At 63.3% G+C, this 12,718-nt stretch carries 16 protein-coding genes; 10 read left to right on the top strand and 6 right to left on the bottom strand.

Annotated elements, in window-relative coordinates:
- Positions 1-59 precede the first annotated feature (59 nt).
- The 3 genes from KBZ14_RS13340 (at position 60) to KBZ14_RS13350 (ending at position 1,752) form a co-directional block, all read left to right on the top strand.
- Positions 60-665 (top strand): hypothetical protein, encoded by a 606-nt coding sequence (locus KBZ14_RS13340; protein ID WP_255118833.1) that lies wholly within the window; start codon positions 60-62, stop codon positions 663-665.
- Positions 666-850: 185 nt separating this feature from the next.
- Positions 851-1,141: a hypothetical protein gene (locus tag KBZ14_RS13345; RefSeq protein WP_315856151.1), complete on the top strand. Its 291-nt coding sequence runs from the start codon at positions 851-853 to the stop codon at positions 1,139-1,141.
- Positions 1,138-1,752 (top strand): thermonuclease family protein, encoded by a 615-nt coding sequence (locus KBZ14_RS13350; protein ID WP_255118834.1) that lies wholly within the window; start codon positions 1,138-1,140, stop codon positions 1,750-1,752. The genes KBZ14_RS13345 and KBZ14_RS13350 overlap by 4 nt, the downstream gene beginning before the upstream one ends.
- A 313-nt stretch (positions 1,753-2,065) precedes the next feature.
- Here the strand turns inward: KBZ14_RS13350 and KBZ14_RS13355 are convergent, their stop codons facing one another.
- Positions 2,066-2,485 carry a hypothetical protein gene (locus KBZ14_RS13355; RefSeq protein ID WP_255118835.1) on the bottom strand — a complete coding sequence of 140 codons (420 nt, stop codon included), beginning with the start codon at positions 2,483-2,485 and terminating at the stop codon, positions 2,066-2,068.
- A gap of 166 nt (positions 2,486-2,651) precedes the next feature.
- On the opposite strand from KBZ14_RS13355, the gene KBZ14_RS13360 reads away from it, so the two are divergent.
- Together KBZ14_RS13360 and KBZ14_RS13365 are read left to right on the top strand one after the other, a co-directional pair.
- Positions 2,652-3,038 (top strand): hypothetical protein, encoded by a 387-nt coding sequence (locus KBZ14_RS13360; protein WP_255118836.1) that lies wholly within the window; start codon positions 2,652-2,654, stop codon positions 3,036-3,038.
- A 338-nt stretch (positions 3,039-3,376) separates the two neighbouring features.
- Positions 3,377-3,577, top strand: a complete 201-nt coding sequence (locus tag KBZ14_RS13365; protein ID WP_255118837.1) for a nucleotidyltransferase family protein — start codon at positions 3,377-3,379, stop codon at positions 3,575-3,577.
- 160 nt (positions 3,578-3,737) lie between these two features.
- Here KBZ14_RS13365 and KBZ14_RS13370 read toward each other — a convergent pair whose 3' ends face one another.
- Positions 3,738-3,947, bottom strand: a complete 210-nt coding sequence (locus tag KBZ14_RS13370; RefSeq protein WP_255118838.1) for a hypothetical protein — start codon at positions 3,945-3,947, stop codon at positions 3,738-3,740.
- Between the two features lie 182 nt (positions 3,948-4,129).
- Here KBZ14_RS13370 and KBZ14_RS13375 point away from each other — a divergent pair, with 182 nt between their 5' ends.
- From KBZ14_RS13375 to KBZ14_RS13385, 3 genes are all read left to right on the top strand, one after another.
- On the top strand, positions 4,130-4,342 hold the full coding sequence (locus KBZ14_RS13375) for a nucleotidyltransferase family protein (RefSeq protein WP_255118839.1): 213 nt from the start codon (positions 4,130-4,132) through the stop codon (positions 4,340-4,342).
- A gap of 41 nt (positions 4,343-4,383) precedes the next feature.
- The gene (locus KBZ14_RS13380; RefSeq protein ID WP_255118840.1) at positions 4,384-4,569 is read left to right on the top strand and encodes a HepT-like ribonuclease domain-containing protein; all 186 of its coding nucleotides are present in this window, start codon (positions 4,384-4,386) and stop codon (positions 4,567-4,569) included.
- A 203-nt stretch (positions 4,570-4,772) separates the two neighbouring features.
- Positions 4,773-5,264 carry a C39 family peptidase gene (locus tag KBZ14_RS13385; RefSeq protein ID WP_255118841.1) on the top strand — a complete coding sequence of 164 codons (492 nt, stop codon included), beginning with the start codon at positions 4,773-4,775 and terminating at the stop codon, positions 5,262-5,264.
- 476 nt (positions 5,265-5,740) lie between these two features.
- On the opposite strand, the gene KBZ14_RS13390 is transcribed toward KBZ14_RS13385, so the two are convergent.
- From KBZ14_RS13390 to KBZ14_RS13400, 3 genes are all read right to left on the bottom strand, one after another.
- Complete coding sequence (locus KBZ14_RS13390; protein ID WP_255118842.1) at positions 5,741-6,205, bottom strand: hypothetical protein; 465 nt, start codon at positions 6,203-6,205, stop codon at positions 5,741-5,743.
- 8 nt (positions 6,206-6,213) lie between these two features.
- Positions 6,214-6,624, bottom strand: coding sequence for a hypothetical protein (locus KBZ14_RS13395; protein ID WP_255118843.1), 411 nt, complete (start codon positions 6,622-6,624; stop codon positions 6,214-6,216).
- Positions 6,625-6,734: 110 nt separating this feature from the next.
- The gene (locus KBZ14_RS13400) at positions 6,735-8,678 is read right to left on the bottom strand and encodes a DNA-directed RNA polymerase subunit alpha C-terminal domain-containing protein (RefSeq protein WP_255118844.1); all 1,944 of its coding nucleotides are present in this window, start codon (positions 8,676-8,678) and stop codon (positions 6,735-6,737) included.
- Between the two features lie 175 nt (positions 8,679-8,853).
- Here KBZ14_RS13400 and KBZ14_RS15865 point away from each other — a divergent pair, with 175 nt between their 5' ends.
- Both KBZ14_RS15865 and KBZ14_RS13410 read left to right on the top strand, forming a co-directional pair.
- On the top strand, positions 8,854-9,945 hold the full coding sequence (locus tag KBZ14_RS15865; protein WP_255118845.1) for a DUF4145 domain-containing protein: 1,092 nt from the start codon (positions 8,854-8,856) through the stop codon (positions 9,943-9,945).
- Positions 9,946-10,035: 90 nt separating this feature from the next.
- Positions 10,036-11,646 (top strand): ATP-binding protein, encoded by a 1,611-nt coding sequence (locus tag KBZ14_RS13410; RefSeq protein ID WP_255118846.1) that lies wholly within the window; start codon positions 10,036-10,038, stop codon positions 11,644-11,646.
- A gap of 215 nt (positions 11,647-11,861) precedes the next feature.
- Here the strand turns inward: KBZ14_RS13410 and KBZ14_RS13415 are convergent.
- On the bottom strand, positions 11,862-12,718 hold an 857-nt coding region (locus tag KBZ14_RS13415; RefSeq protein WP_255118847.1), incomplete at its 5' end, for a tetratricopeptide repeat protein.

Below are 12,718 nucleotides of genomic sequence, written 5' to 3' on the forward strand. Positions count from 1 at the left end.
AGCTGGTCTGCGGCATTTGGCCGTGCGAAAGACGAGGATGGGTCGGCTTCGCAATAACCATGACGGCAGCAGGGCCCAGCTCTTCCCCTGACATCGCCGCTGCACAGGCAGCCCGCACCATCGCGCTACAGATGATCGAAGAGCGTGGTCGTGGTGCGGTGCTCGTTGGGGTGGCGCGGGTGGATGCCGCCTTAGAACATCTGCTGCAGGCGGTCATGACCCCGTCAACCGCCAAGAGCGATGGCCTGTTTCTTCCGGAGCGACCTCTGGGATCGATCGGCGCCAAGGTCGCGCTGGCCAGCCAGCTGGGGCTGATCGATGGGCAGGTGGAGCGAGCTCTGAACGTGTTGCGCAAGCTGCGGAACGCCTTTGCCCACTCAGCGGAGTCAGCCTCGCTGGGGGATCCAGCCCACAGTTCGCGACTGTCCGAGGTGTACGCAGACGCGCGGAGCAACCCGCTCTGGGTACCCCTGGAAACGGTCTTGGCCGCCCAGCCGCCCTCTGCCCACGGACCGCTGGAGCCTGCACTGCGGGACTACATCCTGCTGATCACGATCCTGGTGGCCTTCCTGGAAGCCACAGCCCAGCAGCTCCGCCCGCTCCAGCCGCCGGTGGTGATGGGCTTCTCGGGCGTCAGCCGGGTGAACGTCGCCAACCAGGAGTAGCCCTCAGAGCGGCACCCCATAAGGCTTGCCGCGCAGGCCTCTTCATGGTCCTGCGCTGGCTCCGCCATGGCCACGATTTGCCTTCCCGCTCACACCCCTGTTCACGTGCATGCCGCCCGGCGGCTGCACGTCTCGGCCAACAGCGATGGCTTGCTGCTCTGGCTCAGCCAGGGGACCCACTGTTGGTGACGGCCGCGGATAAAGCCCACAACGCCGGCGACATGGTGCTTGATGCGCGGCGTGATCCGGCGATGTGGAGCAAGTTCAATGCCGGGCTAGAGGGATCCGCCTGGTACCTGATGCGCATGCACCAGCAGCTCAAACGCCAGCTGCCTCAAAGCCGCTCGGTTGAGAGGCTGGGGGAAGCCGTTAGTGAAATCCTCGCGATGGACAGCTACAAGCGTCTCGTGCCAGAGGGGCTTGCCCCGGCGGTCTGGGCAGCGGGGTTTGCGGAGCGCTTGGTGTCGCAGGCGTGATTCCCTTGGCATTACCGCTGGCGGCCGTTGCCCTGCTCGCCCAGACCCGCACCGCCACCGTGCTCTCCACCGGCGATGGCGACACCCTGCGCGTGCGGGAAGGCAGCCGCACCCTGAACGTGCGCCTGGCTTGCATCGATGCGCCGGAAACCAGTCAGGCACCCCAGGGCGCCAGTGCCCGGGCCCAGCTCCAGGCACTAGCCCCGTTGGGATCAGCTGTTGAGCTCCGCATCAAAGCCACCGATCGCTACGGCCGCGCCGTGGCCGAACTCACCCGAGGCGGCCGCAACCTGAACCAAGCCCTGGTGGCTTCCGGTGCAGCGTTTGTCTACTGGCAGTACATCCAGGGCTGCGTCCGGCAGACCTACAGCCGCCTGGAAACCGAGGCGCGGCTCAAAGGGCTAGGAGTGTGGGGCGTGAGCGGCGGTGTGCAGCGGCCGTGGGAGTACAGGTCCCGCCAACGAAAGCCCAGCTCAAGCTCTTCTGCGCCATCGGGCCGGCGTTACACCTGCAAGCAGATCGGCTCCTATGCCCAGGCGCAGGTGTTGCTGCGGCAGGGGCACCGTTATCTCGATGGGGATGGGGAGGCCTGTGAAAGCCTGAAGGGGTAGCGGCAGTGCCGGAGCGCCCGCTGCAGGGCAACGTCGGCCTCCACCTCAGCCACAAAACGCTCCAGCTCAGACCAGCTCATCGGAGGAAAGCCCTGGGTCCTTCACCATGCCAAGGGCGTCTGCAGTGCGCCAGGTTCCATGGATCACAGTCCGCCAAACCCACTGCGAGCACTGAGACAACCGGCCGGAGTTACCGGCCGGCGGGAGGCGGAGCCTCCCTGCAGCGCCTCAGATCACCGAGACGGTGGTGCCTGGGGTGCCCTAGACATCACAGGCCAGAACTCCATCAGCAGCCAGGGCCAACCTTCCCGGCTCAGCTGGCAGGACTTGAACCAAGCCAGTTGGGCCGGTGGTTGAGCACGGCGGTGCAGAACTGCAAAAGCTCCTGCGGTGTCATGTCGTGCTTGGCGTCATTCGTGCGCCAGGCGCAGATCACGAGGTCGGGTTCTGGTTGGTTGGTGCGGTGATCAATGGTTGGGAGCATGGCGTAGCGCTTCTTGTGCTCGCCCTTGCCCGTGGCCACTTCACGGTTGTCGTAGGTGCCGATCAGGTCCCAGTCGAGCCACTCTCCTGTCCAGTGGTCGCGTCCCTGCGATGCCACCACCGCTTCATGGATCGCCAGCCGGTACTGCTGCACATTGCCAGCGCCGCCGCGTTTCTGGTCTCGCTTGGACAGTGTCACAGCCTTGCGCTGCACCCAGCCGGGGTAGGTGGCCTTCGAGGCGTCCGGCATCCAGTCAGGAGCGGGGGTGTTCATCGAGGCTTGGTGCTCATGGACAGAGACCGTTTCACTGCATCCTCATCCCCAGAGTTCTGATCGAGATCCTGATCGGCAGCGTTCGGCGGGCCAGACCAAGACCCTTCCGAACCCGGGTGCGCGGGTATCGGAAGCCATAGCCGTGCCCGATCTCCAGGCCGAGGGTGCCTTCGAACCCAACGGCGACACGATCAAGCTGCGTGGCGAAGCCAAAACCCTCGCGGCCCTGCAGCTTCTGGGATTCCACCAGCTGCTCGACATCCCACCAACCAGCACAAACGCCAACCTTCAGCCCGCCAAGGCACACACGGTGGGAATACTGCCGCTTTCGCCCATCGCCACAGAAGAGCAGCAGCTTCAGGCCGTCGACGCCATCTGCACCATCGCCTTGGCCGCCATCGACAACGCCGCCGCCGAAACCCTAGGTCTGCCCAGGCGCCAGTGGGTTCTGGGTGCCCTGAGACGCCCGATCAACACCGATCATGCAGATCACCAGATATCTGGCCTTGGCTTCACTGGCATCGTGTAGCCCACAATCAACCCACCTTCTCCCGTTCGGAAGGCGTAGGTGGGTGGTGATGAGTGACCTTTATCGGCCTTGAACCACCTGCGATTGCGGAAGTAGTGATCCCCGGTTGGGCGTGATGGTGCAAAGGGCTGGTGGTCAGCCCCGCCAGGAGGGAGAGCATCAAGGCCTATGGCCATGAGCGGATCACCTTGGGGTGACGACACTGCAGCCAGAAGCCGCGATGATGGCTGCATGGCTCCTTCATCGCCTCCCACCCTGGACGAGCTGCGCCGGTTGGCTCCGGTGCTGCAGAACATCACGGCAGCCCATGGCGGGCTGGGCCTTCAGGTGTTGGCTCGGTGGTTCACGGTTCAGCGGGACCGGGCAGCGACCACGATCTGCTGGTGGAGTTCCCCAACAGCCCCAGCTTTGAGCAGTTCATGGATCTCAAGCTGGCGCTGGAGGATCTGCTGAGCGTTCCTGTGGATCTGGTGACCCGCCGGGGTCTGCGGGCTGAGCTACGCCAGCGCATCGAAGACGAGGCCATCCCTCTTGCCTGACCGCCAGGGCAGCCGTGACTGGACGCTCTTCCTGGGCGACATGCAGCACTTCTGTTCATGCACCTCAGGGCTGGCCCTGCCCCCGACCGCTCACCGAGCTTCCCAAAGCGAGTCCAGCCAGGATGCTCAGCCCTTGGTTCACCGCCTCATCAATGCGGCCCTAGGGCCGAGTGCAGAACAGCGCCACAGGGTGCTCGGTTATTGGTCTGGCGGAGGGTCGCTGTGGCTGTCGCTCCAGCGCCGCCAGCCCATGGGCTCGCACGTACAGCCAGCTCAGGGCGGTGCAGTTGAGCAGGTCAAACGCCAGCGTGGCTCCCTGGAAGCCAAGGATCCCGGTGGAGATCCAAACCACCAGCCGGCGGGAATCCATGGAGCCTGACGACGAAGAGCTCCATAGGGTTCCGCAGCGTTGACCTGGCCGTGGTGGCTCAGCTTGGCGATGTCCATAGACTGAGTCCAGGCTTTGTTCGGGCGATGCGACTCTCGGAACTCCAGGCCCTGACCCCCAGGCTGCAGGCGATCGCTGATCGCTAGGGCGCCTCCAACCTGGCTGTGTTCGGATCGGTGGCCCGTGATCAGGCCACCGAATCCAGCGATGTGGACCTGCTGGTAGATCTGCCTGCGGGCACAAGCCTCTTTCAGCACGCTGAGCTCAAGCAGGACATCGAAGGCTTGCTGCAACACAACGTGGATCTGATCCGCCGCCGCAACCTCAAGCCAACCCTGCGGGAACGGGTGGAAGCCGAGGCGGTGCTTCCGGCATGACATCCCGTGACCAGGATGCACTCCGAGACATCCTCGGCGTGATGGAGCGAACCGACTATCTGCAGGATGCCTTGATCCGCTGCATCGAAGTATTGGGAGAAGCGGTCAAGCGGCTTAGCCCGGAGTTGCGCGAGCAGAACAGTGATCTCCCCTGGCGCGGGATGGCGGGAATGAGAGATCTCCTGATTCATGCCTATGACCGGGTGGATCTCGATGAGGTCTGGTAGGCCTACCTCCAGTTCCCAACAATTCGTCAACGCATCGAGAAGATCCTCAGAGCGGCTGAAACCGACTGATCGGCATCCGAGAGCCCACTCGAGGATCTCGACGCTTTTCGCTCCCAGCGATTGCCCCTCAGGCGCCGGAACCCTATGGAATCTTCGCCGTTTCCCTGTGGCATCGATTCCCGCCCAAACGATCCAGCTACGCCATGGCCGCTGCCTTCCTCGAACCTGGCTGCCTGACGAGCAAAGGCCAGGCAGATGATCACTACCTGGCGTTGGTGCAGCGGTATGGCGACACCACTGATGCCAGCGCCCAGGTGAAGGCGATTCAGAACCTTGGGCTGCAGGCGCGCTTTCGAACAGATGGCCGCATCGAACACCTGATCGAGCAGTTGCAGCGCGGCATTCCCTGCCCGGTGGGTTGGCTGCACAAAGGCCCTGTCTCTGCGCCGACAGGAGGCGGCCACTGGAGCCTGGTGATCGGCTGGGATCCAGCGACTCGCCAGCTATTGATGCACGACCCCAATGGCGAGGCGGATCTGGTGAACGGCGGCTACGTGAGCACGGCCATCGGCAGCGGCCAGTCCCTGCGTTATTCCGAGCGCAACTGGGGCCGTCGCTGGCAGGTGGAGGGCACCGGAACCGGCTGGTGGATTGAGATCAACCCTGCCTTCCTGCAGGTCGCTGGTCCGCAGTGACGACCTTCACCCCAACCGTTGCCAATGCTGGGCGATAGACCATCGCTCTCAGCTGAGGCGGCTGGAGCTTCCTCCACCAGGGGCGCAGCACCCATCGCGCCCTTGAACGACTGCCTGGAGAACCCTCGGCGGATCGCCGGGGCTTCTCTGTTGGGGTCAGCGTTCATGACAAGTTGACGGGATGGCCCTCACGGCTGGCAGTAGCACCCAAGCCAATCAAGGGCAAGATGCATTGATCGACTATTGGAATCTCCAAGATGATTAGGGAGGGTCTGGATAACCCAGAAAACTGCTCACGGTTGGGGCTGAGACTCATGTCCCTCCCTTCACGGACATTTCCCAACAGGCAGTTGTCCAGGCCCTCCTTAGATCCAAAGGGCAGGCCCAAGAGTTACATTAGTACGGAAGCTGGCCAAAGGTAACCTCATTGGTGGGTCTCATCTTCAGCATGGGTATTGTTGTCTAGAAGACGTTTCCTATTTTGCCCGTTCGTTGAGGTCGCAGGTGGCCAGGAACGCCAGCCCGCGGCTGAGCAACTCATGCAGCAGCAATTCTGACTCCGGCATCGTGAGTACCTGATCACAGGCTCCCTTCTCCTGTTCGCTGAGCTCCACATCGAGCTCTTCGATCCAGGCGACTTGATCGAGTTCAAACTCAGCAATCACTAGGGCATCCAGCAGCTGCGTCAGGGGGAGCGTTAGCTGGCGAACCGGCAATAGCAGAAGCTGGGCCTCCAGCCCCAGTGGGCTGAAGCTGGCGCTCGTGTAATCCAGCAGGGTGATGTGCAGGCCCACAAGTAGCTGCCAGCGCTGGCGCAGGTTGAGTGTGGTGAAGAACAGGTGATCCTGTCGATACAGCTCCTGCATCAACGGTTGTTCAACAGCGCTCGCTGGACAATGCTCAAGTTCAGCCTTCCACCGGTCGAGATCGTTATGCGTCATGGCTGTGCTCAGTCGAGGTCCACGCTTTCCAGCAACATGCGGCAGCGCATCAGCCGGTCGGCATCGATGGCCCAGCTCACGATTTGGGTGTGCTTGGCTTCACTGTCCGCCTGCATCTCTTCCACAACGTTGTCGTGGAACTGCTCGAGGTGGCGCACCAGGGTCAGGGCGATCTGCTGATCCTCATAGGCGTTGGTGTTGAGCGTCTCGATCTGCTCCAGCACCTGGCTCACCTTGGGGCTCGTGGGTTCGGCGCGCTTTTCCTGGCGTTCAGGCTTCTTCTCCTGCATGGCAATCAGCTGTTCAGGGCTGTCGGGGATGGCAACGGCCGGCGTGGCGGCCTGGAAGCGGTAGCGGCCGTTGGCGCCCTTGGCGTCATCGGCGGAGGGGTTCAGAGGCGGCTGGTTGCTCGGGCTCATCAGGGTCTGGGCTGAACTACAACCAGCGTTGCCGATGCAGACCTTCAGTGCCCCTGCTCTGATGCGAACGAGGGGGATGCGGCGCTCAGCGCAGAGGTTCCAAGGTCCTGCTACACCATCCCGAAGCGCTCTGCCACTTGCGCCCAACGCAGGCTGCCCTGGCGAGTCAAGGCTGCGAAAACCGAATTGGGCTGCTTGTTGAGGTATTCAGGCACCACACCACTGGCGAGGAACGCGGTGATCTGCGGCCGGCTGGGCATGGCAGCGGTGGCCAGGCTGCTGTGGGCTGCGGTCTGTTCCAACAGCGCTCGCAGTCGCTCTTCGGTCCAGTAGGTGCGACCGTTGTCGCCCACCAACTGACCCTGGTAGGTGAGGCCCACCTTCGCGGCCACCGCCCCCTGGCCGCCGAGCCGCTGCACCGCACCCTTCACAGCGGTTGGAAGCTGCAACTGCTTCGGCATCAGCCCCGGGGCGCCAAGCACCACCGCGTAGCGATGCAGGAATTCAGCGATGGCATCCTCGCGATGCCAGTAGCCGATCCCGGCGTCTTGCTCAGCATTGGCGATCACTCTCAGATGCAATTCCCATTCCGCCTCGGGCACCTCCAGGGCGAGTGATGTGTAGAGATCCAGCCGCTGATTGAGATTCAGCGCCATCACAGCCTCGCCAGCTGAGATTGATGCGGATGTTGATTGTCCGATGATCGCGTCGCCTGGATCGGTATGAAACGGCAGCCGGCCGAGGGTCTGCAGCCACGGCCGAAGCGCGTCGATCAGCCGTTGCCGCTCCTGATGCTCGCGACGGCCGGCCAGCCGAGCGGCAAGCTCGCGCGGGGTAAGCCCGGCACACTCACCAAGGCGCCGGAAGCGCTGCCGCACCGCCTCACGTGAGATCGGCGGGGAGAGTTGCTCAGCGATGGTCTGAAGCGTGTCCCCCGCGGCCAACCGGAGGAACCACTCCAAAGCTCTATCGGCTTCGATAGCCCGCTGCAAGTCTTGCAACCAGCGTTGGGCCCCGCTCACTGAGTGGAACTGATCGCTGTACGCCTGGAGCAGAACCGCTTGCAGGCCCTCGGCGGCCAGCTGCCGGTTGGCAGCACCGCTGCCGATAGCCGCGATGTCCATGAATATGCAGCGCAGCTGTTGCAGCTCCCGGCTGCGGTGGCTCAGGCCGCTGAAGTGCTCAACGGTGAGTGAAGCCAGCTCCTCCAGCATGCGTTGGGCACCGGGTAGCTCCGCCGCTGCGCCGCCGATCAGAGCGGAGGCTCGCTCCAACCACTGCTGATTCTCCTGAACCTCCTCGAAACGTGGCTGTTCCGGCTGAGAAGACCATCGGTCCGCTGAGAAGGGGAAGAGTGCTGCCATGGCGTCGGCGAAGGCTGAGGCTGGCGGCGGGGTGAGCGGCTCAGCGGGTTGCGGTGGCATGAACAGATCGAAGGCTCGTTGGGGCGTGAACAGTTCGGCCGCAGGCGCTGTCAGGGGGAAGGGAAGTTGCAGCCGTTCCAGTCCATCGCGCAACTCCTGCAACCCATTGCTCCCCACGCCGCGCAGGCCCAGCACCTGCTCTTCATCCAGACCGATCAGATCACTGAGCTGGTGGTGGCCGTTGCGGCGCAGGCTGTTCTCCAGCCGCAGGCTCATGCCCAGCAGGGCAATGTCGTGGTGGGATTCGCGTGATGCCTTCTCAGTACAACCGTGGGGGCTGCGACTCTGCTCGTAGACGTGCAGCGCTGGCAACTTCAGCGCAAGAACCGGCTGCAGCGTTGCCACGGCACGCAGCAGCGAGGGGTCGGCGGCCGGATCGATTTGCCCCCGCTCGAGCACAGGTTGGAGCTCGCGGCACCGCTGCGGTTCTTCGCACAGCCCCAAGACGGTGATCAACAGCTCGCGGCGCTGAGCTGGACGGAGGCCAGCCAGGTTTCCCCGCAACTGATGGCTAGACAGGAAGATGGAGTCGTCCCACCCGAGGCTGCACCAGCAATCGCGCAGCTGCTCGATGGCGTTGCTGACCATCGTGAGCGCAAGGCCAGCGGTGTGCGAATCGAGGCAGGTCATGGGAGGCCGTTGGGTATGCGGACAGTGAAAACGCAACGCCGCACCTGCGAGAGGGTTGCGTGCGAATGACAGTGCCGAGCCCAGACTGCAGATCCATGCAGACTGAGGAGCTGCCCACAGCGCGGTCATGCCAATCCTCAACGCTTTTGATGCTGCCCCGGGGCGAACAGTGGAGGTGGTGTGGGGTGATCTGTTCGCCGAAGCGATTGATGTGGACCTCCTCGTGATCTCCGCCTGGGTTGACCACTATGAGCCTGATCCTGGGTCGATGGTGGCGGTTCTTCTGGAGCGCTGTGGCCTGAAGGTGGGAGATCTGCGGCGTCAACTGGATTTCAGTAAGGAACCAATGATTCGAGGGTGGGTCTCGTATCCCCTTGAACGGCTTAAGCCCCCACCGCGGTGGCCGGACCAGTCGATGACCCGCTTCAAGCGATTGGCGGTGGTTGAAAGCCTGCGCGAACCCAAGCAGGAGAGCACGGAAAAAACCGTATTCCGCCAGCTTTTCTGTTTGCTGGCGCTGATGCCGCTGCATGACATCGAATGCACGAGCGTGGCGACACCGCTGCTGAACACCGGCCGCCAAAAGGCGGAGCCTGAGCAGCTCTATCCCGCCATGATGCGCGCCGTTGGCAATGGCTTTCGGCATGTACCCGACCTGCACAAGCTGGTGATCTTTGATCTGAAGCGGCAACCCCTGGATCTGCTGTGCTCACAGATTGACAACAAGCTGGGACGCAACTCTCTGCAGAGAATCAGCCTCAATCAGGACCACCAAGAGCAGCTCAAGCGGTTGTTGCAGACCGTTGAGGCCTTCCAGGAGAAACATGGTGAAGTGGCAAATGATCCGGCGCTACGTGGCTACTTCACCAACATCATCCAACAACTGCGTGGCAAGGAGGTCACTTTGGTGACCTTGGCGATTGAGGGGCGGAAGGTGCTTGAGGCGCTGGTCGCCAAGCGCTTGCGCGGGCGTGGTCGTGAATTGAACCTCTACAGCAAGATCAAAGTGCTCTCGAAGGATGCGGCCGTGAGTGCCTGGTCGGCCAGTGCCATGCACACGGTGCGTACGTTCGGGAACTGGATGGGCCATGCACCCCAGGATGAGAACACGGATGTGATGCCTCAGCGTGGTGTTGAAGCCAGCGACATGCTGTTGATGCTGTATGCCCTGCAGCGGGTTCTCAGCGATTACCCCTGGCCGATCGGCGCCAAATCCAAACCTTATGTGAAGCGTCTGCCGCCGAAGCCCATCCCGCCGATGCACTGAGCCACTAGCCCAGCCAGCCGTCATTCGCACAGCTGCCTCGCAGCTGGTGCCCGCATCCCGGAGGCTTGCTGTAGTTGCATCCCAACCACGATGACCAGGCAGAGCGAAGGCTGGCTTTCGATCAGTACCGAAGGCTTTGCGGCGATGAATGCGGCGCGGCCGGCTGAGCACCTGATCAAGGAGCTGGTGCAGAACGCCCTGGATTCGTTTGTGGAGGGTGAATCGGGCCAGATTGCGCTCCGCTACGGCATCGAGGCTGAAGGTTTCGTGGTGGAGTGCCGCGATAACGGCTCGGGTATCAGCAACCTCAGCGATCTGAAGGTGGTGTACCTCACCCACAAGACCGATAGCCATCTCAAACGCGGCCGCTTCGGCCGGGGGTTCAAGGAGGCGCTCTGCATTGCGGAGCAGGCCAGGGTGGTGAGCGGCGGCCAGCAGCTGGCGTTTCTGCTGGAGCATGGGCAGCGGGTCACCCGCCAGGAACCCGCGCTGGATCAGGGCTGTGGCACCACGGTGTGGATGCGGATGCCTTGGCCGGCGGAGACGCGTGAGCGGCTGGATGCCTACTTCGCGCAGTTCCTGGTGCCGCGGGGCATCGAGCTGCTGGTGAACGGTGAACGGATCAGCGCCAGGGCGGTGGAGCATCAGGTGCAGGCCAGTATCACCACCGAGCTGTATGACCCAATCAGCCAGAGCTGGAGGAAACCGAGCCGGGCCACCCGCATCCATCTGGTGCGCACCAAGCTGGACGAGACGCCCACCATCTATGAAATGGGCATCCCGGTGGCGGCTGTGGACTGGACCATGCCGTACCACTGCGATGTGCAGCAGCGGGTGCCGATGAATCCCAACCGCGATGCGGTGGCGGCCGGCTATCCGGTGAAGCTGCATGTGGCCTGCCTACCCCTGTTGCTGGAGCAGATGGATGAGGCCGCTTTGAAGGATGAGTGGGTGGGCCACGCCGGCCGCCGCTGTGAGAGTGAGGTGCAGAAGCGGATCATTGCCCGCGCCTTCGGGGAGAACATCGCCCGCTCGGTGCCAAGGATGGGCGAGCGCCATTTCGATGAGGATGCGCGCGAACTGGGTGTTGAGGTGGTGAACACAGCGCAGGCCAGCAGCGGTTTCCGCGACATGCTCAAGGTGTTCGTGCCCTCAGCCCGGGAGGTGGTGCGCCGCGATGAACTTGCCAAGGCGAAGCGCGCCGACAGTGAGAGTTTTTCCATCGAGGTAGCCAGGCAATCGGGCGATGTGCGCCAGCAGTGGCTGGAACGCCAGGGGGGAGCGGAAGCGGTGGGGCGCTGCCTGGAGTTTGCGGTGTGGTTCTGCCAGCAGCTGGTGGACACCTGCCCCGGCCGTGAGAACCGCGTCAGCGGCCAGCTCACCCTCAATCACGAGGCCGGCGTGACCCTCTATGCCCACTGGAGCACCATGAATGTGCTCACCTTGGCGCTGGATCAACCCTGCTTCTGGCAGAACCCGCTGGGCCCTGAATCACTTCAGGTTCTGATCCACGAGGCCGCGCATGCACTGAACATGCACCACGGCCTGGAGTTCCGCCAGGAGCTGGAACGCCTGGCTGGCATTGCCGCCAGCCTGATGCTGCACCGGGGCGCAGAGATCCGCGAGCGGTTTTCGGATCTACTGGGCACCGGCTCTTGCAATCTCAGCAGGTCAGGATCCTTTGCCCATTCTGGTTCGTAACGCATCAGCATCTGCAAGAAGCTGACGATCTGCGTCGCAGGGAGCCTCAACGCTGTTGAGGCTTGACTGCAGCTGGTCCAGCAAGGTGAGTGCTTCTGCATCCCGACCCAACTTCAGCAGGACCAGGGCCAGTTCAATCCTCATTGAGCTTAAATGTGGCCACTCTGACAGCCACATTCAGTGCCTCGACCATGAGCCGAGCGGCGGCGTCACGGTCATCGCCAGCGAGCAGGTGCTGCCAGAAATCCCACCAGCTTGCTGGCCTCTTCCAGTGTTTTGGCCAAACCGCCCAGGGCTCGGCCGATGCCGAAATCACGGGCTTCGAGCACCCGCTGACGACCGGCCACCAGCTCGCGGAACAGGGCTTCTGCTTCCTGCAGCTCCCCGGTTTCGCGCAGGTCGATCGCCAGGGCGTTGATTGAGGTGAGGGTGCTGGGATCTGCATCGCCATTGTGCTGGCGGCACCAAGCAAGTGCGCGGCGGCGCAGGGGGATGGCTTCTGCGCGCCGCCCCTGCTGGGAGAGCAAGTCTGCCAGGTTGTACACGGCGGTGAGGGAGTCGGGGTGCTCGGGCCCCAGCACCCGCTCACAGCCCTCCAGGCAACGGCTGTAGTAGGCCGCCGCCTGCTCGTAGTCGCCCTTGTTCCGGTAGAGGTTGCCCAGATTGCCGACGGTGGAGAGGGTGAAGGGGTGCTCGGGCCCCAGCAGCCGCTCACAGGCCTCCAGGCAACGGCTGTAATCAGCCTCCGCCTGCTCGTAGTCGCCCTTGCGCTGGAAGAAGCCTGCCAGATGGCCGACGGTGGAGAGGGTGGAGGGGTGCTCGGGCCCTAGTAGACGCTCTTGTGCCTCTAGGCAACGGCTGTAGTAAGCCTCCGCCTGCTCGTAGTCGCCCTTGCGCTGGAAGAGGCCTGCCAGATGGCAGACGGTGGAGAGGGTAGAGGGGTGCTCGGGCCCTAGTAGACGCTCTTGTGCCTCTAGGCAACGGCTGTAGTAGGCCTCCGCCTGCTCGTAGTCACCCTTGCGCTGGAAGAAGCCTGCCAGTTTGCCGACGGTGGAGAGGGTGGAGGGGTGCT

The sequence above is a fragment of the Synechococcus sp. HJ21-Hayes genome, from assembly GCF_024345835.1.
Classification (GTDB): Bacteria; Cyanobacteriota; Cyanobacteriia; order PCC-6307; family Cyanobiaceae; genus Vulcanococcus.

What these genes read in the sequence shown, in the direction of transcription:
- KBZ14_RS13390 (WP_255118842.1), bottom strand. Translation starts at nt 6,205, where the DNA reads ATGACGCATAACGATCTCGACCGGTGGAAGGCTGAACTTGAGCATTGT.
- KBZ14_RS13370 (WP_255118838.1), bottom strand. Translation starts at nt 3,947, where the DNA reads ATGGATTCCCGCCGGCTGGTGGTTTGGATCTCCACCGGGATCCTTGGC.
- KBZ14_RS13380 (WP_255118840.1), top strand. Translation starts at nt 4,384, where the DNA reads ATGGAGCGAACCGACTATCTGCAGGATGCCTTGATCCGCTGCATCGAA.
- KBZ14_RS13410 (WP_255118846.1), top strand. Translation starts at nt 10,036, where the DNA reads ATGACCAGGCAGAGCGAAGGCTGGCTTTCGATCAGTACCGAAGGCTTT.
- KBZ14_RS13385 (WP_255118841.1), top strand. Translation starts at nt 4,773, where the DNA reads ATGGCCGCTGCCTTCCTCGAACCTGGCTGCCTGACGAGCAAAGGCCAG.
- KBZ14_RS13355 (WP_255118835.1), bottom strand. Translation starts at nt 2,485, where the DNA reads ATGCCGGACGCCTCGAAGGCCACCTACCCCGGCTGGGTGCAGCGCAAG.
- KBZ14_RS13395 (WP_255118843.1), bottom strand. Translation starts at nt 6,624, where the DNA reads ATGAGCCCGAGCAACCAGCCGCCTCTGAACCCCTCCGCCGATGACGCC.
- KBZ14_RS13340 (WP_255118833.1), top strand. Translation starts at nt 60, where the DNA reads ATGACGGCAGCAGGGCCCAGCTCTTCCCCTGACATCGCCGCTGCACAG.
- KBZ14_RS13400 (WP_255118844.1), bottom strand. Translation starts at nt 8,678, where the DNA reads ATGACCTGCCTCGATTCGCACACCGCTGGCCTTGCGCTCACGATGGTC.